Here is a 20,154-nt window from a genome sequence, read left to right on the forward strand (position 1 = left end):
CTTTCTGGGGCCGCTCCAGCAGATCGAGTCCGTGATGGCCACCACCTACTGGTCGAAGGTACTCGAGCGGGTGAGCGGGGGGTCGAGGAGCCGGACGCGCAGCTTGCCCGGGCGGACCGGCGGGCTGACCGGTGCGGAATACCAGCCGCGGGCCCCGCTGTGGATCGCCGATGCTGATCGCCTGACCGTCGCGAATGTTCGCCGTCGACGCTCGTGCACCGTCGACGAAGATGCCGTTGTGGCTCAGGTCAATGGCCACCCAGTGGGTACCGGCGAAACGCAATATCACTTCAGGGCGGGGCGGTGGCGGCGGCGCGGCCGGATTCAGGAACCGCTCGAGGGCGATGTCGCTGCCCGGACCGTAACCGACGATCACGTCTCGGCCCGGGGCGAAGTCGAACCTCATCGACCCGACCCACACGGTCAACGGGGAGGCTCTGTACGCGGAAGCCTCGGGCCGCATGGCCGCCACCTTTCCTCACGCCGGTCAGCTCGAATTAGTGTCTACCCGCGGGCCGCCGGCTATCCACCGGGGTCCTGCGATCACAGCGTGTTACGCCGGCCCGCCACCGATGCATTGTCGAGAAGCCGGCGCAATACCTTGACCGCGTCCGTCAGCACCTGGCGCTCCACCGGCTCCAGCAACGCGAGTTGCGGTTCGATCGCGGCGGCGCGGTCGGCGCGAACCGCGTTGAGCGTGCGCTTTCCTTGGGGAGTGATGCGGATCCGGACGGCGCGCGCGTCGCCTGGGTCCACGGTCCGGGTGACCAGGCCGGCGTCCTCGAGCCGGCGGACCTGGGTGGTCATGGTCGGTTGCGAGCAGTGATCGACGCCGGCGAGGTCGCCGATCCGGGCCTCGCCGTGCGCTTCGATCGTGGCAAGCAGCCTGGCCTGCGCCGCGGGCAAGGGCATCTGGATCCGCTGGGTGGCCAGCCGGTTGAGCCGCGCCACCACGGCGAGCAAATCCGCGCCCAGCTGTTGGGCCTCGATGTTTGCGGTCTCGACAACTCTGTCCATGTACCCATAGTTCCATAGCTTTGCTAAGCGAGACGAGTGGCGGCCGGCCGAACCGGGTCGGAAGTTACTCAGTGTGATGAAGCGACTTGGCGCCGCGCCCTGGCACAATCAGTGAAGTGAATGCCCGTCGCCCCGTCCGTTCGCGTCGTCGGGGTGGACCTTTACAACCGGCCGAGTTGGCACAGGCATCGGTCATGGGGGCGCTCTGCGCGGTGATCGCGATCATCGCCGGGGTGATTCCGTTTGCCCAGGGGTTGGCACTGCTGGGCACCGTGCCGATGGGGCTGCTGGCCTACCGTTACCGGCTGCGAGTGCTGCTCGCCGCGACGTTTGCTGCCGGGATGATCGCCTTCCTCATCTCTGGACTGGGCGGTTTCCTGACCGTCGTCAACTGTGCGTATATCGGTGGGTTGACCGGATTCGTCAAACGCAGGGGCCGGGGCACCCCGACGGTGCTCGCCTCGTCCCTTGTTGCCGGAGTCGCCGTCGCGGCCGCCACGGTCGGCATGTTGACGGTGCTGAATCGGCTGCGGCATCTGATCTTTCAGGTGATGACGGCCAACGTCGACGGTGTTGTCGCATTCCTCACCCGGGTGGACCTGCAATGGCTCGGCGCCGACGTGAAGCGGTGCTTCGAATTCGGGCTGCATTACTGGCCGTGGCTGATGCTCGGCTACGTCACCTACGGGGTGATGTTCTCGTCGTTGATCGGTTGGTGGGCGCTTTCGCGCCTGCTGGACCGGATGGGCAACGTTCCGGACGTGCACAAACTCGACGCTCCGGACGAGGCGCCCGACGCCCCGATCGGGCCGGTACCGGTGCGACTGGACAGGGTGCGGTTCCGCTACCCGCACGCGAAGCAAGACGCGCTCCGCGAAATCAGCCTGGAACTCCAAGTCGGCGAACACATTGCCGTCATCGGCGCCAACGGTTCGGGAAAGACGACGTTGACGCTGATTTTGGCGGGTCGGCAACCGACGTCGGGTACCGTGCAGCGCCCGGGCGCGGTGGGGTTGGGCATGTTGGGCGGCACGGCGCTTGTCCTGCAGCACCCGAAGAGCCAGGTCTTGGGAACCCGGGTCGCCGATGACGTGGTCTGGGGGCTGCCGCCGGGCACCGAGGTCGATGTCGACCACTTGCTCCGCGAAGTGGGTCTCGAGGGTTTTGCCGAGCGCGATACCGGCAGCCTGTCCGGCGGGGAACTGCAGCGCCTCGCTCTGGCCGCGGCGCTCGCCCGGGAACCGGCGCTGCTGATCGCTGACGAGTTCACCAGCATGGTCGATCAGCAGGGCCGTAACGTCCTGTTGAACGTGCTGTCAGGCCTTCCCCAACGGCATCGGACGGCGTTGGTGCACATCACGCATTTCGACAATGAGGCCGCGTCGGCGGACCGGACCATCAACCTCAGCGATTCCGCTGACAACGCCGGCACGGTCGAGACGGCCCCGCCCCCGGCCCCGGCCCTCAAGCGGGCCTTCAACAAGCCGGTACTCGAAATCGTCGACGTCCGACACGAATACAACAGCGGCACGCCCTGGCAGAAGACCGCGCTGCGCGGTATCAGCTTCGTAGTCGAACAGGGCGACGGAATTCTGATCCACGGCGGCAACGGGTCGGGTAAGTCGACGCTGGCGTGGATCATGGCCGGGCTGACCGCTCCCACCAGCGGTGCCTGTTTGCTCGACGGTCAACCCATCCGTGAGCACGTCGGCGCGGTGGGGTTGTCGTTTCAGACTTCGAGGCTGCAACTGATGCGCAGCCACGTTGGCCTGGAAATCGCTTCCGTGGCAGGGTTTTCGGAGCGCGACGTGAACCGCGTGGCGGCTGCCCTTGGCGCGGTAGGTCTGGAGCCCGCGATGGGCAATCGCCGCATCGACCAGCTCAGCGGTGGCGAAATGCGACGAGTGGTGCTGGCCGGACTGCTGGCGTGTTCGCCACGCGTGTTGATCCTCGACGAGCCGTTAGCCGGACTGGACATTTCCAGCCAGCGGGGCCTGCTGCGCCTGCTGGCCGACCTGCGACGTCACCGAGGCCTGACAGTGGTGGTCATCTCACACGACTTCGTCGGTTTGGAAGAGGTGTGCCCACGCGTTTTGCATCTGCAGAATGGCGCGCTGGAGTCTATGCCGGCCACCGCCACGGCCGGGGGTGTGGCGTGACGGCAACCTCATCCTCGTCCACGGCATCCGGGCGGAGCAGGCGCGGTTCTCGTCCGGTGGTGCTGCTGGTTCCGGTGCCCGGAAGGTCGGCCATTCACAACTTATGGGCCGGCACCAAACTGCTGGTGGTATTCGGTGTTTCGGTGTTGCTGACCCTCTATCCGGGTTGGGTGACGATCGGGGCGGTGGCAGTGCTCGTGGCGGCGGCGATCTGGATCGCACACATCCCCCGGGGTGCGGTTCCGTCGATTCCGCGGTGGCTGTGGGTCCTCCTGGCATTGGGATTCGTGACCGCGGCGTTGGCCGGCGGCAGTCCAGTGGTCTCGATTCACGGTGTTGGCATCGGCCTCGGTGGAGCGTTGAACTTCCTGCGGATCACCGCGCTATCGATCGTTCTGCTCGGGTTGGGGGCCATGGTGTCCTGGACCACCAACGTCGCCGAAATCGCGCCGGCGCTGGCCATTTTGGGTCGCCCGTTCAGGTGGCTGCGGATTCCGGTCGACGAGTGGGCGGTGGCCTTGGCCCTGGCGCTACGCGCCTTCCCGCTGTTGATCGAGGAATTTCAGGTGCTCTACGCAGCTCGTCGATTGCGGCCCAACCACATGCCCCAGGGTCGCAAGGCTCGGGTCCGCCAAACGACGGGCAACTCGATCGACCTGGTGGCCGCCGCCATCGTGGTGACCCTGCGGCGCGCCGATGAGATGGGCGACGCGATCACCGCTCGGGGCGGCACCGGTCAGCTCTCGGCCGACCCGGCGCGGCCGAGATTGGGTGATTGGGCGACGCTCGCGGTCACCCTCGCGGTCAGCGGTGCCGCGGTGGCGATCGAGACGATATTCCACCTGACTCACTAGTCGTTCGCGTAGCGTGAGCGCGTGGCCGACATCCACCGGACTCGCACGATCGCGGCTCGCATCGGTGACATCTGGGAGACGCTGGCGGACTTCGGGGCGATCAGTTCGTGGGCCGGCAACGTCGACCACTCGTGCATCTTGTCCTCCGGCCCCGGCGGAGCTCCCGTCGGGACCGCCCGGCGGGTGCAGGTCAACCGCGACGCCCTCGTCGAGCGCATCACCGAGTTCGACCCGCCCCGCGCGCTCGGCTACGACATCGAAGGCCTGCCCAGACGCCTGCGCAGGGTGTCCAACCGCTGGACGCTGGCATCCACCGGTGATTCGGCCGCCGCGACGGCGGTGACCCTCACCAGCACCGTCGAAATCGGTCCGCACGCAATGCAAAAGCTGGCCGAACGGGTCCTGTGCCGCGTACTCGCGCGACAGTCCGAGGCGATGCTCGCCGGGCTTGCGAATCGATTGGAGCGTGCTGGTGTCTGATCGCCCCGACGTCATCGTCATCATGACGGACGAGGAACGTGCGGTGCCCCCGTACGAGGCTCCCGACGTGCTCGCGTGGCGCGACCGGACACTCACCGGCCGCAAGTGGTTTGCCGACCACGGGGTCAGCTTCACTCGGCACTACACCGGCTCGCTGGCCTGCGTGCCAAGCCGCCCAACGATTTTCACCGGTCACTATCCTGACTTGCACGGCGTCACCCAGACCGACGGCATCGGAAAGACCGCCGGCGATTCGCGCATGCGCTGGCTGCGTGCGGGCGAGGTCCCCACGCTCGGCAATTGGTTCCGGGCGGCCGGATACGACACCCATTACGACGGCAAGTGGCACATCTCGCACGCCGACCTCACCGACCCGAGGACCGGTGGGCCGCTGGCGACCAACGACGAGAACGGTGTCGTCGACGCCGCCGCGGTGCGGCGCTACCTGGAGGCGGATCGGTTGGGGCCGTTCGGATTCTCGGGGTGGGTCGGCCCGGAGCCGCACGGGGCGGCGCTGGCCGACGCCGGTATCCGCCGCGACCCGCTGATCGCCGCTCGGGTGGTCGCGTGGCTCGCCGACCGCTATGCCCGTCGCCGCGACGGCGACCCGGCCGCGCTGCGCCCGTTCCTCCTGGTCGCCAGCTTCGTCAATCCCCATGACATCGTGCTGTTCCCGACCTGGTCCCGGCGCAGCCCGGTCAAGCCGTCGCCACTCGACCCGCCCGCGGTGCCCGCCGCGCCCACCGCGGACGAAGACCTGTCCACGAAACCGGCGGCGCAGATCGCCTTTCGCGAGGCTTACTACTCCGGCTACGGCCCCGCGCCCGCGATCGAGCGGACCTACGAGCGCAACGCGCAGCGCTACCGCGACCTGTATTACCGGCTGCACGCCGAGGTGGACGGGCCGATCGACCGCGTCAGGCGGGCCGTCACCGAAGGCGGCTCGCGCAATGCTGTTTTGGTGCGCACGGCCGATCACGGCGATCTGCTGGGCGCCCACGGCGGTCTGCACCAGAAATGGTTCAACCTCTACGACGAGGCCACCCGCGTCCCCTTCGTCATCGCGCGCATCGGCGAGCGCTCGACGCGGCCACGGCTTGTCGCCGCACCCACCTCCCACGTCGACCTGGTCCCCACGCTGCTGGCGGCGGCGGGCATCGATGTCGCGGCGTCCTCCGCCACGCTGGCCCAGTCGTTCTCGGAAGTGCATCGGCTGCCCGGCCGGAACCTCATGCCCGTCGTGGACGGCGCCGCGGCCGACGAGACTCGTGCCGTCTACCTGATGACCCGCGACAACATGCTCGAAGGGGATAGCGGCGCGTCGGGATTGGCTCGCCGCCTGAAGCGGACCGTCAATCCGCCTGCGCCGCTGCGCATCCGCGTCCCGGCCCACACCGCCTCCAACTTCGAGGGTCTGGTGGTCCGCGTCGACGACGCGACGGTTCCCGGTGGCGCAGGCCATCTCTGGAAGCTGGTGCGCACCTTCGACGACCCGGGCACCTGGACGGAGCCAGGAGTGCGGCACTTGGCGGCCAATGGGCTCGGGGGAGAGGCTTACCGGACCTCCCCGCTCGACGATCAGTGGGAGCTATACGACCTCACCGTGGACCCGATCGAAGCGATCAACCGTTGGACCGATCCGGATCTGCACAGCGTGCGTCAGCACCTGCGGATGGAGCTCAAGCAGGCCAGGGCCAGTTCCGTCCCGGAGCGAAACCGCCCGTGGCCCTATGCATCTCGCCGGCCGCCGACGGCGGGGCCGTCGAGGCTGAGGCGCCTGATTGCGGCTGCGTTCGATCGCTGAATCACGTGTGCCACATGAGACCCATCCTGTGGGCATTACATGGTCGGCGAATTTGATATCGCGGGCGATAGCACATTCGAAGGTCGCCAGATGGCCGGAAGCGCAACGCCGCTAAGTTCGCATGCGGTCGATGAGGTTCGACAACACCACGATGCTTTCGCTGCGCTCGATGTCCGCGCTCGAGCGGATGCGTTCGAGGGCCGCCTCTAGATGCCGCATGTCGCGGGCCAGTACGTGCAGGATCGCATCCGACGTGCCGGTGACCGTCGCCGCGCTGACCACCTCGGGCATGTCCACCCACGCCGCGCGGAGCCGATCGGGCTCGATCGTGCCGTGGCAGAACACCTGCACGTAGGCCTCTGTCTTCCAGCCGAGCGCGTTGGGGTCGACGACCGTCGTGAAGCCCCTGATCACCCCGTCGTCGACCATCCGGTCGACGCGGCGCTTGACCGCCGGCGCCGAGAGGTTCACCGTCTGGCCGATTTCCGCGAAGGTGGCCCGTGCGTTTCTGGTCAACTCGGCGAGGATGCGCTCGTCCGTCCCATCCAGGCGGTCCATCCGGTACCCCTTAATAAATCGCCGCGACGCGCGGCTTGGTGCAATAAATCAACTATAGACGCGCAAGAAACGTCGTTTGCTTGTTTGAGCTGCCGGAAATACCGTTGATCTATGACGGATTCGTACGTTGCGCCACGCGCGACCGGCAAGCTCGTCCGCACGCCGCGGGCCCGCCGGTACGCGATGACGCCGCCGGAGTTCTTCGCGGTGGAGTACGCGATCAACCCGTGGATGGACATCGCCACCCCCGTCGACGTGGGCGTCGCGATGGCCCAATGGAACTCCCTGCGCGCGGCCTACCTACGGCTGGGGCACCGGGTGGAGGTGATCAAGCCCGTGCCCGGCCTCCCGGACATGGTGTACGCCGCAAACGGCGGATTCATCGCGGGCGACGTCGCGATCGTCGCGAGATTTCGATTCGCCGAGCGGGCGGGCGAATCACGCGCCTACGCCGAATGGATGTCCTCGTTCGGGTACCGGCCGGTGTCCACCCGTCATGTCAACGAGGGGCAGGGCGACTTGCTGATGGTCGGGGAGACGGTGTTGGCGGGCTATGGCTTTCGCACCGACCGGCGTGCACACGCGGAAATCTCCGCGGCGCTGCGGGCGCCGGTCGTCTCACTCGAGTTGGTGGATCCACGCTTTTATCACCTCGACACCGCGCTGGCGGTTCTCGACGACCAGACCATCGCGTTCTACCCGCCGGCGTTCAGCGCGCCCGCGCGGGACCAACTGCAGGCTCTGTTTCCCGGCGCGATCGTGGTCGCAAGCGCCGACGCGTTCGTGCTCGGCCTCAACGTCGTCTCCGATGGCCTGCACGTCGTCCTCCCTGCCGCGGCAACGGGTTTCGCCGCACAGCTGCGTGCGGCCGGTTTCGAGCCGATCGGCGTCGAGCTGTCCGAACTCCTCAAGGGCGGCGGTTCGGTCAAGTGCTGCACATTGGAGGTGTTTCCATGACGATCCTCGACGCCCGGACCTCGACCCGGACCGAATCGGCGATCGGCTTGGTCAAACGCTTTGCGGCACACAACTATTCGCCGTTGCCCGTGGTGGCGGCCAGCGCCGAGGGTGCGTGGATCACCGACGTGGAGGGCCGGCGCTATTTGGACTGCCTGGCCGCCTATTCGGCGGTCAACTTCGGCCATCGCAACCCGGAGATCACCGCGGCGGCCCATGCCCAGCTCGACACCGTTACGTTGGTGAGCCGCGCGTTCCATTCCGACACCCTCGGTCCGTTCTGCGCCGCCCTTGCCCGGCTGTGCGGCAAAGACCTGGTGTTGCCGATGAACTCGGGCGCAGAAGCCGTGGAGAGCGGTCTCAAGGTCGCGCGCAAGTGGGGTGCGGAGGTCAAGGGCGTGCCCGATGGCCGGGCCAATATCATCGTCGCGGACAACAACTTCCACGGCCGCACGATCAGCATCGTCAGCTTCTCCTCGGATCCGGCGGCGCGGGATGGATTCGGACCATTCACCCCGGGTTTCCGCTCCGTGCCCTTCGGGGATGCCGCCGCGCTGGCCCGCGCGATCGACGACGACACCGTCGCGGTCCTGCTCGAGCCGATCCAGGGCGAGGCCGGCATCGTCGTCCCGCCCGACGACTACCTGCCGACCGTGCGCGCCCTGTGCAGCGAGCACCACGTGCTTATGATCGCCGACGAGATTCAGTCTGGCCTGGCGCGCACGGGGCGCACCTTCGCCTGCGACCACTGGGGCGTGGTGCCGGACGTCTACCTGCTCGGCAAGGCGCTGGGCGGCGGTGTGGTTCCCTTGTCGGCGGTGGTTGCCGACGACGAGGTGCTGGGTGTGCTGCATCCCGGCGAACACGGCTCGACCTTCGGTGGTAATCCGTTGGCGGCCGCTATCGGCACCACCGTGGTTTCCATGCTGGGCCGCGGAGAGTTTCAAGCCCGCTCGGCGAAATTGGGCGCACACCTGCACGGGCGCCTGCGAGGCCTGCTTGGCCACGGTGTCGTGGCGGTGCGCGGCCTGGGACTGTGGGCCGGCGTCGACGTCGACCCCGCGCTCGGGACGGGCAAGCAGCTGAGTCTTCGGCTGGCCGATCGTGGTGTGTTGGTGAAGGACACGCACGGGTCGACGTTGCGGTTCGCGCCACCGCTGGTGATCGGCGAGCAGGAGATCGACTGGGCGATTGAGCAGTTCGCTATGGCGTTGCGGGGGGCTGGCCCATAATCAGCTGATCGAGCAAGGAGGGGTAATTGCCACCCACGTCGATCAGCTTGAAAGAGCAGATGCTGCGGCGCCGCCCGGTTGTGGGTACGCCCGTCGCTTACGGGGCCGCGGACCACCTCAAGCGGACCATCGGCACTTTCCAGCTGACCATGTTCGGGGTCGGCTCGACGGTCGGGACGGGCATCTTCTTCGTCATGTCTCAAGCCGTGCCCGAAGCCGGCCCCGGAGTGATTCTGTCGTTCCTCATCGCCGGGCTCGCCGCTGGGCTCGCGGCCATCTGCTACGCCGAATTGGCCTCCGCGGTGCCGGTTTCCGGGTCGTCGTACTCCTACGCGTACACCACCCTGGGTGAGGTCGTCGCGATGGGGGTGGCGGCGTGCCTGCTGCTGGAGTACGGGGTGTCGACCGCCGCGGTCGCGGTGAACTGGAGCGGCTACCTCAACAAGTTGCTCAGCAATGTGTTCGGAATCCAATTTCCGCACGCGGTGTCCGCCGCGCCATGGGATGCGCGTCCCGGCTTCGTGAACCTGCCGGCGATCATCTTGCTCGCTATGTGCGCGCTGCTGCTCATCCGCGGCGCCAGCGAGTCGGCCCGGGTCAACACGATCATGGTGCTGGTCAAGCTGGGCGTGCTGGTCATCTTCGTGATCATCGGCTTCACCGCGTTCGACGCGACCCATCTCCGCGACTTTGCGCCGTTCGGTGCGGCGGGCATCGGCTCGGCCGCGGGCACCATCTTCTTCTCCTATATCGGTCTCGATGCCGTGTCGACCGCCGGCGACGAAGTGAAGAACCCGCAGAAGACCATGCCCCGCGCGTTGATCGCGGCGCTGGTAACGGTCACTAGCGTGTATGTGCTCGTCGCGCTCGCCGCGCTGGGCACTCAGCCGTGGCAGGACTTCGCCGGGCAACAGGAGGCCGGCCTGGCCACCATCCTCGACAAGGTCACGCGCGGCAGCTGGGCAAGCACGATCCTGGCCGCCGGCGCCGTTATCTCGATCTTCTCCGTCACTTTGGTCACCATGTACGGACAGACGCGCATCCTCTTCGCCATGGGCCGCGACGGGTTATTGCCGTCGCGATTCGCGCGCGTGAACACGAGCACCATGACCCCGGTGAGCAACACGGTGATCGTGGCGATCGCCGCCTCGGCGTTGGCCGCCTTCATACCGCTGGAGAAGTTGGCGGACATGGTGTCCATCGGGACGCTCACCGCGTTCGTGGTCGTTTCCGCCGGAGTGATCATCTTGCGGGTGCGTGAACCCGACCTGCCCCGGGGATTCAAGGTCCCCGGTTACCCCGTCACGCCCGTCCTTTCGGTGTTGGCGTGCGGGTACATCCTCGCCAGCCTGCACTGGTACACCTGGATCGCGTTCAGCGGCTGGGTCACGCTCGCGCTAATCTTCTACTTCGTGTGGGGCCGCCATCACAGCGCGCTCAACAGCGAAACGCTCGAGCGAGACGCGCTATGAGCGTCGTCGTCGGCTACCGGGCCGGCAAGGTTGGGCTCTCGGGATTGCATTTGGGCGTGCGTATCGCGCGCACCCGCGGCACCTCGCTCACCGTGGTGACGATCGTGCCCAAGCCCTGGCTGACTCCGTCGCGCGCCCGCGTCGACGCCGAATACGAGATGTGGGCCGACGCGCTGGCCGCGGAGTCGGCGAACGAGGCCGCCCGCTTTTTGGACAAGGTGGCCGACGACATCGAGGTCACCTACGTGCACCGCGCACACGGCTCGGTGTCGGGGGGACTCCTCGAGGTCACCCACGAGATCGACGCCGACGTGCTCGTGCTGGGCTCGTTGCCCAGCGGCGGGCGCGGCCAGGTGCTGATCGGCTCCACCGCCGACTGGCTGCTGCACGCGTCGCACGTGCCGGTGGCCATCAGCCCGCGCAATTACCGTGCGCACCAAGGTAAGTTGACCCGCCTCAGCTGTGCCTACTCGGCCACCCCCGATGCGGTCGACGTGGTGAGACGCTGCTTCGAGTTCGGGCAGCGGTTCGGTGTACCGGTGCGGGTGATCACGTTCGCGGTCCGCGGCAAGACGATGTATCCGCCGGAGGTCGGGCTTGAGGTCGAGGATGAAGTGTTGCAGGCCTGGGCGTCACAAGTGCGCGGCATCCTCGAAGAGCTGAAGACAAACAGGATCGTCAGTGAAGACGTTGCGCTGCAGGTGGTTACCGGCCGCAGTTGGAAAGACGCGCTGGCGAAGGCGAATTGGCAGGAGGGTGAGATCCTGGCATTGGGCACCCGGCCGCGCGGCGACATCCGGCGGGTCTTCCTCGGTTCCCGCAGCGCCAAAATCATCCGGGAAAGCCCCGTGCCGGTGCTGGTGTTGCCGGGCTAGCGCTGCGCAGCCGCGTTGGCGGCCGCTTGCGCCCGTTTCAGGGCTACCGCGACATCGCCGCGGCCCAAGAACATTTCGTCGAAATAGGGCTGCAGGGCGTCGTTGCCGGCCGCGAAGCCTGCCCCGCCGGGGGCCGCGATGCGCGGGCCGTCGAGCACCGCGAAGAAGGGCGTGACGTCGACGCCTCTGGCGGACCAGTAATGGAAGTAAACCGGCTGAGCCGACAGGACCGCCGGGATGGCCGCGCCCTCGCGCCCCAGGAACTCGTTGCCCGCCTTGCTGCCCATCCACGCCAGGACCTGACGGACGGCCTCGGGGTGTTTCGTCGCGGCGTTGCCCGCCGCCGCAATGCCGTTCGTGACGCTCACCCGGCCGACCGGGCCCACCGGCATCATCGCCACTCCCCAGCGGAAGCGGGCATCGCGGGCCACCGGCGCCAGGTTGTAGGTGCCGGACTGGAACAGCGCCATCCTGCCGGCCAGGAACTGGTTGCGGGAGAAGTCACCGTTGTCGTTGGTGTCCGAGGCGGGCGGCGCGACGTGGTCGTCGTTGATCAGGCGGACCAGATAGCGGAAGGCTTGCACGGCGCCGGGATTGTCGAACGCGAACGTGTCGCCGCGCTGGAAGATGCCGCCGGCCGAGCCGATGTAGTTGAGGTAGATACCCTGTGGGTCGTTGGCGGCGTTGTAGCCCCACTGTCGTACTCGGCCGGCATCGAAACCCGCCGTGTTTCCGCGACGCCCGTCGGCGTCCAAAGTGAGCCGGGCGAGCATGGGCCGCAGCGTGTCACCGTCGCCGGGGCTCCACCGCAACCCGTTCAGCTGGGCGGGGTCGACGCCGGCCGCGGCGAGCAGGTCCGCGTTGTAATACAGCGCGATCCCGGCATCGGTCAGCTGCGGCACCCCCCACAGCGCGCCTCCGCGGGTGAACTGGTCGACGACCGCCGAGTCCCACGCCGAGGCGGACCCCGGCTCGAGTGTCGTGCCGATGTTCATCAGCCGGCCGCTGTCGGCGTAGGCGGCCAGATAGGCGTTGGAAAGCCAGAAGATGTCGTCGGCACTCCCGCCGGCGATATCGGTGCGTAGCGTGTCGAAATACGTCGAATACGCAACCACGCTGGTGTGCACCGCGATATCGGGATGCGTGCGATTGAACGCCTCGAACGACTGCCGATAAGCCGTGGCGATTTGTTCGGCCCAGACCCGCACCGTCACGACGATCTTGCCGCCGGGGGGTTGGCCGGAGTAGTCCAGCAGCACCGCGGTCGCACCCAACAGCACCGCGACCAGCGCGAGCGCCCCGGCCATCAGCGTCGAAAAGCGCGGGCGTCTCATGCCGCACGCCGAGATTGCCGCAGTGGTCGTGGATCGCCCGGAATCGCAGCCGTGACGGCAATCTCGGTGTGCGGGCGGCTCACTTGAGCCCCGAGACGACGATCGATGCGACGATGTGGCGCTGGAAAACCACGAACAGTGCGATCAGCGGGACGATCGCGACCGTCGTCGCCGCCATGACCAGCGTCCACTGGGAGTTGAACCGCGACTGCAGATCGGCCGTCGCCACCGTGAGCACCCGCCACTTGTGCCCGCTGGTGATCACCAACGGCCACATGAAGTTATTCCACTGCGAGACCACCGTGATCAGCGTCAAGGCCGCCAGCACCGGCCGGCTGGACGGAATCACCACGTGCACTATCACGTCCAAGGTGTTGGCCCCGTCCAGGTGGGCGGCGTTGACCAAGTCGTTCGGGATGATGCGAAAGTGCTCCCGCAGCAAGAAGATCGCATACGGCGAGCCGAACATGAACGGCAATACCAGCGCCCAGAACGTGTTGCGCAGGCCGAGCTGGGCCATCATCAAATACAGCGGCACTACGGTCACGGTTCCCGGCACCATCAACGTCGCGATGTAGACCCAGAACAGGGCGTCGCGTCCCGGAAAACGCAAGCGGGCGAACGCGTAGGCGGCCAGCACCGAAAAGGTCAACTGGCCCACCAGGATCACCGCGGTCATCAAGGCCGTCACCGCCGCCGCGCGGCCGAATCCGGCTCCACCGAGGTCGGCGTAGTTGGACAAGGTGAACGGCCGCGGCAGTTGTAGCGGCGTACCGGTGGCGAACTGATGTGCCGAGGTGAACGAGGTCAACAGACCAAGTAGAAAGGGGACCAACGTGATCAGCGCACCGAGGATGAGTCCGCCGTAAATTGCGAGCCGGCTAAGTGAGGTCATAGCTGATCCGCCGCCGGAAGTAGAGGTGCTGCACCATGGTGACGCCGATCAGGATGACGAACAGCACCACCGCCATCACCGACGCGCGCCCGATGGCAGCCGCGCCGAAAGCCTCGGCGTAGATGCGGTGAGCCACCAGGTCGGTGCTGCCCCCCGGTCCGCCGCCGGTCAGCGCATAGACCATATCGAAAACCTGTGCCGTGCTGACGATCCCGGTCACCAGGACGAAGAATGTCGTTGGCCGCAGCATGGGCAGGGTGATGCGCCAGAACCGTTGCCATGCGGTGGCGCCATCGGTGCTCGCGGCGGCGTGAACGTCGTCGGGGATCGCCAGCAGGCCCGCCAGGAACGACAGCGAGACGTAGCCGACGTTGGTCCACACGACGACTGCCGAGACGAGCGGCAGGGCGAAGCTGGGGTCCGACAGCCATTCGATGCTGTGTCCCAGCACGGTGCTCACGGCCCCGTCCGTGGGGGCCAGAATCCAGCGCCACAACACGGCGATCGCGAGCGGCGCGCAGATCCACGGCAGCACGTAGAGGGTGCGGAACAGCCCGGTGCCGGGAAGCTGACGCGCCAGCATGGAAGCGGCCAGCAGGCCCAGCACCGTCTGCGCCGGCACCACGATCGCCACGAAGAGGGCCGTGACGATCAGCGAGTTGGCGAAGTTGCGATCCGTCAGCACCGACCGCCAGTTGGCAACGCCCACATAGTGCAGCGGGCCCAGCAGGTCCCAGCGGTAGAGGCTGAGCCAAATCACCACGAGGATGGGCAGCAGCAAGAAGGCCACGACCCCGAACAAGCTCGGCGCCAGCAGGGCATAGCCCAGCGCGGTGGAGCGAGGCTGTGTCCTCAGGGCGCCGCTGGCCATGGAGGTAATTAAAGCGGGCGGGGCCGGGGTTTGGGGCGAACGGCCGTTACGGTGGATCCGTGACACCGAACCGGGGGATCGATGCCGACTTCCTGAATCTGCCGCGCCACCAGTTGGCCGAGGCCGCGCTTTCGTCGGCCAGCGCGGCCGGTGCAAGCTACGCCGACCTGCGGGTTCACCGCATCGTGACCGAGATCATCCAGCTGCGGGACGGCGAGCTGGAGACGGCGGTCGTTGATCGCGAGGTCGGTTTGGCGGTGCGGGTGATCGTCGATGGCACGTGGGGATTCGCCTCGCACGCGGAACTGGCGCCCTCGGTTGCCGCCGAGACGGCGCGTCGAGCCGTGCAAGTGGCCACCACCCTGGCGACGTTGAACAGCGAGCGCGTCGAGTTGGCGCCCGAGCCGGTCTACGCCGACGCCACCTGGGTGTCCGACTACCGGATCGACCCGTTCAGCGTGCCGGCGGCCGACAAGATCGGCGTGCTGGAGGAATACTCCGGCCGGCTGCTCAGTGCCGACGGCGTCGACCACGTGTCGGCCGTGCTCACCGCCGTCAAGGAGCAGACCTCCTACGCCGATACCTTCGGATCGTCGATCACCCAGCAGCGGGTGCGGGTGCAGCCGTCGCTGGAGGCGGTCACCGTCGACGCCGCGGCGGGCAGCTTCGACTCGATGCGCACGCTGGCCCCGCCGATGGGGCGCGGCTGGGAAGTGCTGGCCGGCGACGAGGTGTGGAACTGGACGGACGAGCTGGCGCAGTTGCCGTCGCTGCTCGCCGCAAAGGTCAAGGCGCCCAGCGTGGCGGCGGGGCGCAAAGACCTGGTGATCGACCCCACCAACCTGTGGCTGACCATTCACGAATCCATTGGGCACGCAACCGAATACGACCGGGCCATCGGCTACGAAGCCGCCTACGCGGGAACCTCTTTCGCCACCCCTGACAAACTCGGCACCATGCGGTACGGCTCCCCGGTGATGAACGTAACCGCCGACCGCACCGTCGACCACGGCCTGGCCACCATCGGTTACGACGACGAGGGCGTGGCCGCGCAAAGCTGGGATCTGGTGCGCGACGGGGTGTTTGTCGGCTATCAGCTCGACCGGGTGTTCGCTCCTCGTCTGGGGCAGCCGCGGTCCAACGGGTGCTCGTACGCCGACTCGCCGCATCACGTGCCGATTCAGCGGATGGCCAACGTGTCGCTGCAGCCGGCGCGCGAGGACGTCAGCACCGCCGACCTGATCAGCCGTGTCGAGGACGGCATCTACATCATCGGCGACAAGTCGTGGTCAATCGACATGCAGCGCTACAACTTTCAGTTCACCGGTCAGCGATTCTTTCGCATCCGCGACGGTCGGCTGGACGGTCAATTGCGAGACGTCGCCTACCAGGCCACCACCACCGATTTCTGGAACTCCATGGAAGCCGTGGGCGGCCCGTCGACTTGGCGGTTGGGGGGCGCGTTCAACTGTGGCAAGGCGCAGCCCGGCCAGATCGCCCCGGTCAGCCACGGCTGCCCGTCGGCCTTGTTCCGCGGCGTCAACGTGCTCAACACCCGAACCGAGGGCGGCCGATGATCACCCCGCAGCATGTCGTCAACCTCGTTTTGGAGGAGGCCGCCAAACTCGGCGGCGCGAGCGAGACCATGGTGCTCGTCACCGACAAGGTCGGGGCGACGCTGCGCTGGGCGGGCAATTCGATGACGACCAACGGTGTTTCGGTGAACCGCAGCATCACGGTGATCTCCGTCATCCGCGAAGGGTCCAGCGCGCGGATCGGCACGATGGTCTCCGCCGAGGTGGACCCGCGGGTGATCCCCGAGTTGGTGGCGGCGTCCCAGGAGGCGGCCCGCTCGGCGCCCGAGGCCGGTGACGCCGCGCCGCTGTTGACCGATACCGGGGTGCCCGTCGATTGGGACGCGCCGGCGCCCGGCACCGGACCGTTGGTGTTCGCCGAGGTCGCCGACTCCTTGAGCCGCGGCTTCCGCGGCACCGACCGGCTGTATGGCTTTGCGCACCATAGCGTTTCGACGACTTTCCTGGCATCGTCGACCGGAGTGCGCCGGCGCTACACCCAGCCCGCCGGGGCGGTGGAGATCAACGGCAAGCGCGGCGACGCGAGCGCGTGGGCTGGTATTGGGACGCCCGACTTCGTCGACGTGCCAATGGATTCGCTGCTCGAAGAGCTGTCGATGCGGCTCGGCTGGGCCGAGCGCCGCGTGGAACTGCCTGCGGGACGCTACGAGACGATCATGCCGCCCTCCACGGTGGCCGACATGATGCTTTACCTCGCCTGGTCGATGGCCGGCCGGGGTGCCAGGGAGGGCCGCACCGCGTTCTCGGCGCCCGGCGGCGGGACGCGGGTGGGGGAGCGGCTCACCGAATTGCCGCTGACCCTGTTCTCCGATCCGATGGCGCCGGGCCTGGCATGCACGCCGTTCGTCGCGGTGAGCAGCTCGTCGGAGACGGCGTCGGTGTTCGACAACGGCATGGAGATCGGTCAAGTGGACTGGATCCGCAACGGGGTGATCAATGCGCTGGCCTACCCGCGTGCGACGGCGACCAAATTCGATGCCGACGTCGCGGTGGCCGCCGACAACCTGGTGATGACCGGTGGGTCGGCCGAGCTTGCCGACATGATCGCGGCCACCGAACGCGGCCTGCTGCTGACCACACTGTGGTACATCCGCGAGGTGGACCCCACCACGCTGCTGCTCACGGGATTGACCCGCGACGGCGTCTACCTCATCGAAGATGGCGAGGTGACCGCCGCCGTCAACAACTTCCGGTTCAACGAGAGTCCGCTGGACCTGCTGCGGCGGGTCACCGAGGCCGGGGCGAGCGAGAAGACCCTGCCCCGGGAGTGGGCGGACTGGGCCACCCGCGCGGCCATGCCGTCGCTGCGGATACCGGACTTCTACATGTCTTCGGTGAGCCAGGCGCAATAGGCGATTGCCGCTGGGCCGGTCGCGTTCTAGCGTGTGACGAATGGCGGCTCCGGTTTCGGTCCAAGAAGATCAGCTCACACGGTTGGTGGCACTGTCTCCGGGATCGCCGCCGGACGCGCGCATCGCAGCCCTGGTTCGGCGGACGTGCGCCCAGACGCTGTCGCTCCCGCCACTGCCGAGTCGTATCGAGGTCGGCACGCCCGAGTCGGAGGCCGAAGTCGCCACCATCGAGTTCGCCGAGCAGTTCAGCGCCGACGTTTCCGCGATCACCGACGGGCATCGGTCCCGGCTGATTAAACACCTGGGCGACAAGGCGTTTGGCGTAGTGGTCCTGATGTATATCGCCGACTTCGTTCCCCGGGTACGGGCCGGGCTCGAAGCGCTCGGCGTCGGCTCGGAGTATTTGGGCTGGGTCGACGGCGCCATCGAATGGGATCGCACCACCGAGCCGTCGGGAGCGGTGTTCAACGATTTCTTGCCTTCGGTGGCCCGGATGCGGGCGCTGGACCCCGTCACCTCCGAGCTGGTCCGACTGCGCGGGGCGGCTCAGCACAACTGCCGGTTGTGCAAGTCGCTGCGGGAGGGCACCGCGCTGGATGCCGGCGGTTCGGAAGCGCTCTACGACGAGATCGACCGCTTCGAGTCGTCGGATCTGCTCGACGACCGCGCGAAAGCGGCCCTGCGCTACGCCGATGCGTTAATTTGGACCCCTGCGCACCTCGCCGCCGACGATGCCGCCGAGGTGCGCTCCCGGTTCTCCGATGCCGAGGCCGTGGAGCTCACCTTTGACATCATGCGGAATGCAAGCAACAAAGTCGCCGTCGCGTTAGGCGCTGACGCCCCTCGGGTCGAGCACGGTACCGAGCGATATCTGCTCGGAGCCGACGGCAAGACCGTCTTCAACTGATCCTTTCCGCGGCCGGCGTGGCGTCGGGTGCGGGGCGATTAGCCGCTGGTCAAGAGGCTTTCGACCCTGGATGTGATGCCTCAGCCGAAGTGGATCGGACGACGGCCCGATGCCCGGGGCGAAGTAGCAAATGTTAACCATCCGTACACGGTCACGCAAACTAAAGTTCGCCGCTCGGGCCGCGGGTACTGGCTAAATTTATGTCCCGACACCAAAACTCATATGTGAACTCATATGTGCCGGTGATCTGAGATGGCAGCGGCGCCTGAGTTGACGACCATACACCGCGTGACTGTTAGCCGTTGCCCGGATCGCTGTCGGTTAGCAGTTACCACACAAGGCTTGGCTTGCGTCGGAGAGCAAATCGCTCCCACGCAGAGGGAGGACCGGAGATGACAACCACCCGTTCGCGTTCGCGCATGCGCGGGTCATCGGTTTGGGTTGCCGGCGTCGCGCTGGGTGCCTCGATGCTCGGTGGCGCGGTGCTCTCGGCACCGCAAGCTTCGGCGTCCTGCAACTTGAGTCCCAAGGACGACCAGTACATTCAGCTGCTCGCGCAGAACAAGATGGTCCACAACGCCGACTTCAGCGATTGCACTGAGGCCGCCGAGGGACGGTGGTTCGCCGACCAGGTCCGGAACCACCCGAATCCGTTCGGAGAGGCCCAGGAGCTGGTCAACATGATCACCAACACCACGTCGATGAGCCAGGCGCAGGCCGAGTGGGAGGTCGAGTCGGCGATCTACGTCTACGCGCCGGACGTGATCCCCAAGATCAAGGATCAGGCCGCTCACGCTGACTGGCCGACGGCGTAACGACGCGGCTCTGCCAGCTAACTCACGCAAGGCGCCGGCGCGGCTGGGCGCCGGCGAGTGCCCGATCGCCAGTTTACGGCGGCCGTTCGTCGCGTGAGTGCCAACCGCCTTTCGTTATATGCATTGTCGTGCAAGCTTTTTGGCTAACCGCTGTTCATTCAATGTTCGACGAGCCGGTCGTTTGACCTGCTCGTCGACGGTGGTACCCGAGCGTTAGCGCGAAGGGCACAGTAGCAAATTTCCATAATGAGGGGGTCTGGAGAAGTGACGATTTCACGATCGCGCGCGCAGTTGGCGGCGGGGGCCGCCGTTGTGGTGGGGGCCGCGATGTTCGGTGGTGCCGTGCTGACAGCGCCGCACGCCTCGGCGTCGTGCAACATGAGCCCCGCCGACGATCAGTACATCAAGCTGCTGGCGCAGAACAAGATGGTTCACAACGCCGATTTCAACGACTGCAGCGAGGCCGCCGAGGGGCGCTGGTTCGCCTCTCAGGTCCGGTCCAACCCGAATCCGTTCGGAGAGGGTCAGGAGCTGATCAACATGATCACCAGAACCACGCCGATGAGCCAAGCCCAGGCCGAGTGGGAAGTTGAATCTGCGGTCTATGTCTACGCACCGGACATGATTCCCAAGATGAAGGATGAGGCCGCGCGACAGGTCCCCGGGCAACCGGCGCCCATGTGATGCCCTGAAAGCCCGCCGTCGCCTTTCTGGGTGGCGGGCTTCGAGCATCCCGCTTGGCGGACGAAGACCGGAATTGGGCTACCGTTTCCTACGGAACATCGCTAGGGGCGGTAGCTCAGTTGGTTAGAGCCGCGGACTCATAATCCGTTGGTCGCGGGTTCGAGCCCCGCCCGCCCTACTCGTTTTCGCTGGTAGGGCTCATATTGGTCGGCGATGGCAGCGCCGGACCCCCACCCGCCCCGGCCTCACCCCGGCCGCTGGGCGGGCAACCCGCTCGGTGACACGGCTCCGCG

Annotated in this window: 18 protein-coding genes, 1 tRNA gene and 1 pseudogene; 14 read left to right on the forward strand and 6 right to left on the reverse strand. The window is 67.0% G+C overall.

Annotated features, from left to right (window positions below; genetic code table 11):
* Positions 1–406 (reverse strand): annotated as a pseudogene (locus A5709_RS02530) (hypothetical protein); the annotation flags it as partial.
* 137 nt (positions 407–543) lie between these two features.
* Positions 544–1,017 carry a MarR family winged helix-turn-helix transcriptional regulator gene (locus tag A5709_RS02535; RefSeq protein ID WP_068011889.1) on the reverse strand — a complete coding sequence of 158 codons (474 nt, stop codon included), beginning with the start codon at positions 1,015–1,017 and terminating at the stop codon, positions 544–546.
* 194 nt (positions 1,018–1,211) lie between these two features.
* On the opposite strand from A5709_RS02535, the gene A5709_RS02540 reads away from it, so the two are divergent.
* Genes A5709_RS02540 through A5709_RS02555 form a run of 4 tightly spaced genes read left to right on the forward strand, consistent with a single transcriptional unit; the run spans position 1,212 to position 6,314 of the window.
* The gene (locus tag A5709_RS02540) at positions 1,212–3,176 is read left to right on the forward strand and encodes an ABC transporter ATP-binding protein (protein WP_156767945.1); all 1,965 of its coding nucleotides are present in this window, start codon (positions 1,212–1,214) and stop codon (positions 3,174–3,176) included.
* On the forward strand, positions 3,173–4,030 hold the full coding sequence (locus tag A5709_RS02545) for a CbiQ family ECF transporter T component (protein WP_067950566.1): 858 nt from the start codon (positions 3,173–3,175) through the stop codon (positions 4,028–4,030). Before A5709_RS02540 ends, A5709_RS02545 begins: the two co-directional genes overlap by 4 nt.
* Before the next feature lie 21 nt (positions 4,031–4,051).
* Positions 4,052–4,510 (forward strand): SRPBCC family protein, encoded by a 459-nt coding sequence (locus A5709_RS02550; RefSeq protein ID WP_067950568.1) that lies wholly within the window; start codon positions 4,052–4,054, stop codon positions 4,508–4,510.
* Positions 4,503–6,314 carry a sulfatase-like hydrolase/transferase gene (locus A5709_RS02555; protein ID WP_068117829.1) on the forward strand — a complete coding sequence of 604 codons (1,812 nt, stop codon included), beginning with the start codon at positions 4,503–4,505 and terminating at the stop codon, positions 6,312–6,314. The genes A5709_RS02550 and A5709_RS02555 overlap by 8 nt, the downstream gene beginning before the upstream one ends.
* Positions 6,315–6,425: 111 nt before the next feature.
* On the opposite strand, the gene A5709_RS02560 is transcribed toward A5709_RS02555, so the two are convergent.
* Positions 6,426–6,872: an Lrp/AsnC family transcriptional regulator gene (locus A5709_RS02560; RefSeq protein ID WP_068117743.1), complete on the reverse strand. Its 447-nt coding sequence runs from the start codon at positions 6,870–6,872 to the stop codon at positions 6,426–6,428.
* Positions 6,873–6,983: 111 nt separating this feature from the next.
* Between A5709_RS02560 and ddaH the strand changes: the two genes are divergently transcribed.
* Genes ddaH through A5709_RS02580 form a run of 4 tightly spaced genes read left to right on the forward strand, consistent with a single transcriptional unit; the run spans position 6,984 to position 11,408 of the window.
* Positions 6,984–7,829: a dimethylargininase gene (gene ddaH / locus A5709_RS02565; protein ID WP_067950571.1), complete on the forward strand. Its 846-nt coding sequence runs from the start codon at positions 6,984–6,986 to the stop codon at positions 7,827–7,829.
* Positions 7,826–9,061, forward strand: coding sequence for an ornithine--oxo-acid transaminase (gene rocD, locus A5709_RS02570; RefSeq protein ID WP_068117746.1), 1,236 nt, complete (start codon positions 7,826–7,828; stop codon positions 9,059–9,061). The genes ddaH and rocD overlap by 4 nt, the downstream gene beginning before the upstream one ends.
* Before the next feature lie 26 nt (positions 9,062–9,087).
* Positions 9,088–10,533 carry an amino acid permease gene (locus tag A5709_RS02575; protein WP_156673252.1) on the forward strand — a complete coding sequence of 482 codons (1,446 nt, stop codon included), beginning with the start codon at positions 9,088–9,090 and terminating at the stop codon, positions 10,531–10,533.
* Positions 10,530–11,408: a universal stress protein gene (locus A5709_RS02580; RefSeq protein WP_068010392.1), complete on the forward strand. Its 879-nt coding sequence runs from the start codon at positions 10,530–10,532 to the stop codon at positions 11,406–11,408. Before A5709_RS02575 ends, A5709_RS02580 begins: the two co-directional genes overlap by 4 nt.
* Here the strand turns inward: A5709_RS02580 and A5709_RS02585 are convergent.
* The 3 genes from A5709_RS02585 to A5709_RS02595 form a co-directional block, all read right to left on the reverse strand.
* Positions 11,405–12,742, reverse strand: a complete 1,338-nt coding sequence (locus tag A5709_RS02585; RefSeq protein WP_068117751.1) for a sugar ABC transporter substrate-binding protein — start codon at positions 12,740–12,742, stop codon at positions 11,405–11,407. The two genes, A5709_RS02580 and A5709_RS02585, sit on opposite strands and share 4 nt — an antisense overlap.
* Positions 12,743–12,821: 79 nt before the next feature.
* Entirely contained in the window at positions 12,822–13,637 is an 816-nt protein-coding gene (locus A5709_RS02590) for a carbohydrate ABC transporter permease (RefSeq protein WP_068010397.1), read from the reverse strand.
* Positions 13,624–14,493, reverse strand: a complete 870-nt coding sequence (locus A5709_RS02595) for a carbohydrate ABC transporter permease (protein ID WP_156767946.1) — start codon at positions 14,491–14,493, stop codon at positions 13,624–13,626. Before A5709_RS02595 ends, A5709_RS02590 begins: the two co-directional genes overlap by 14 nt.
* A gap of 74 nt (positions 14,494–14,567) precedes the next feature.
* Here A5709_RS02595 and A5709_RS02600 point away from each other — a divergent pair, with 74 nt between their 5' ends.
* The 6 genes from A5709_RS02600 to A5709_RS02625 all read left to right on the forward strand — a co-directional run bounded on the left by A5709_RS02600 (position 14,568) and on the right by A5709_RS02625 (position 20,039).
* The gene (locus A5709_RS02600) at positions 14,568–16,085 is read left to right on the forward strand and encodes a TldD/PmbA family protein (protein ID WP_068117757.1); all 1,518 of its coding nucleotides are present in this window, start codon (positions 14,568–14,570) and stop codon (positions 16,083–16,085) included.
* A complete protein-coding gene (locus tag A5709_RS02605; RefSeq protein WP_068117762.1) occupies positions 16,082–17,455 on the forward strand; it encodes a TldD/PmbA family protein in 1,374 nt (457 codons plus the stop codon). The genes A5709_RS02600 and A5709_RS02605 overlap by 4 nt, the downstream gene beginning before the upstream one ends.
* 40 nt (positions 17,456–17,495) lie before the next feature.
* Positions 17,496–18,362 (forward strand): carboxymuconolactone decarboxylase family protein, encoded by an 867-nt coding sequence (locus A5709_RS02610; RefSeq protein ID WP_067950586.1) that lies wholly within the window; start codon positions 17,496–17,498, stop codon positions 18,360–18,362.
* A gap of 392 nt (positions 18,363–18,754) precedes the next feature.
* Positions 18,755–19,177 (forward strand): hypothetical protein, encoded by a 423-nt coding sequence (locus A5709_RS02615; protein ID WP_231972042.1) that lies wholly within the window; start codon positions 18,755–18,757, stop codon positions 19,175–19,177.
* A gap of 327 nt (positions 19,178–19,504) precedes the next feature.
* Positions 19,505–19,861, forward strand: a complete 357-nt coding sequence (locus tag A5709_RS02620) for a hypothetical protein (RefSeq protein WP_231972045.1) — start codon at positions 19,505–19,507, stop codon at positions 19,859–19,861.
* Between the two features lie 104 nt (positions 19,862–19,965).
* Positions 19,966–20,039 (forward strand) — tRNA-Ile (locus A5709_RS02625).
* The last annotated feature ends 115 nt before the right edge of the window (positions 20,040–20,154 follow it).

This window comes from Mycobacterium sp. E1386, from assembly GCF_001672745.1.
Taxonomy (GTDB): Bacteria; Actinomycetota; Actinomycetes; order Mycobacteriales; family Mycobacteriaceae; genus Mycobacterium.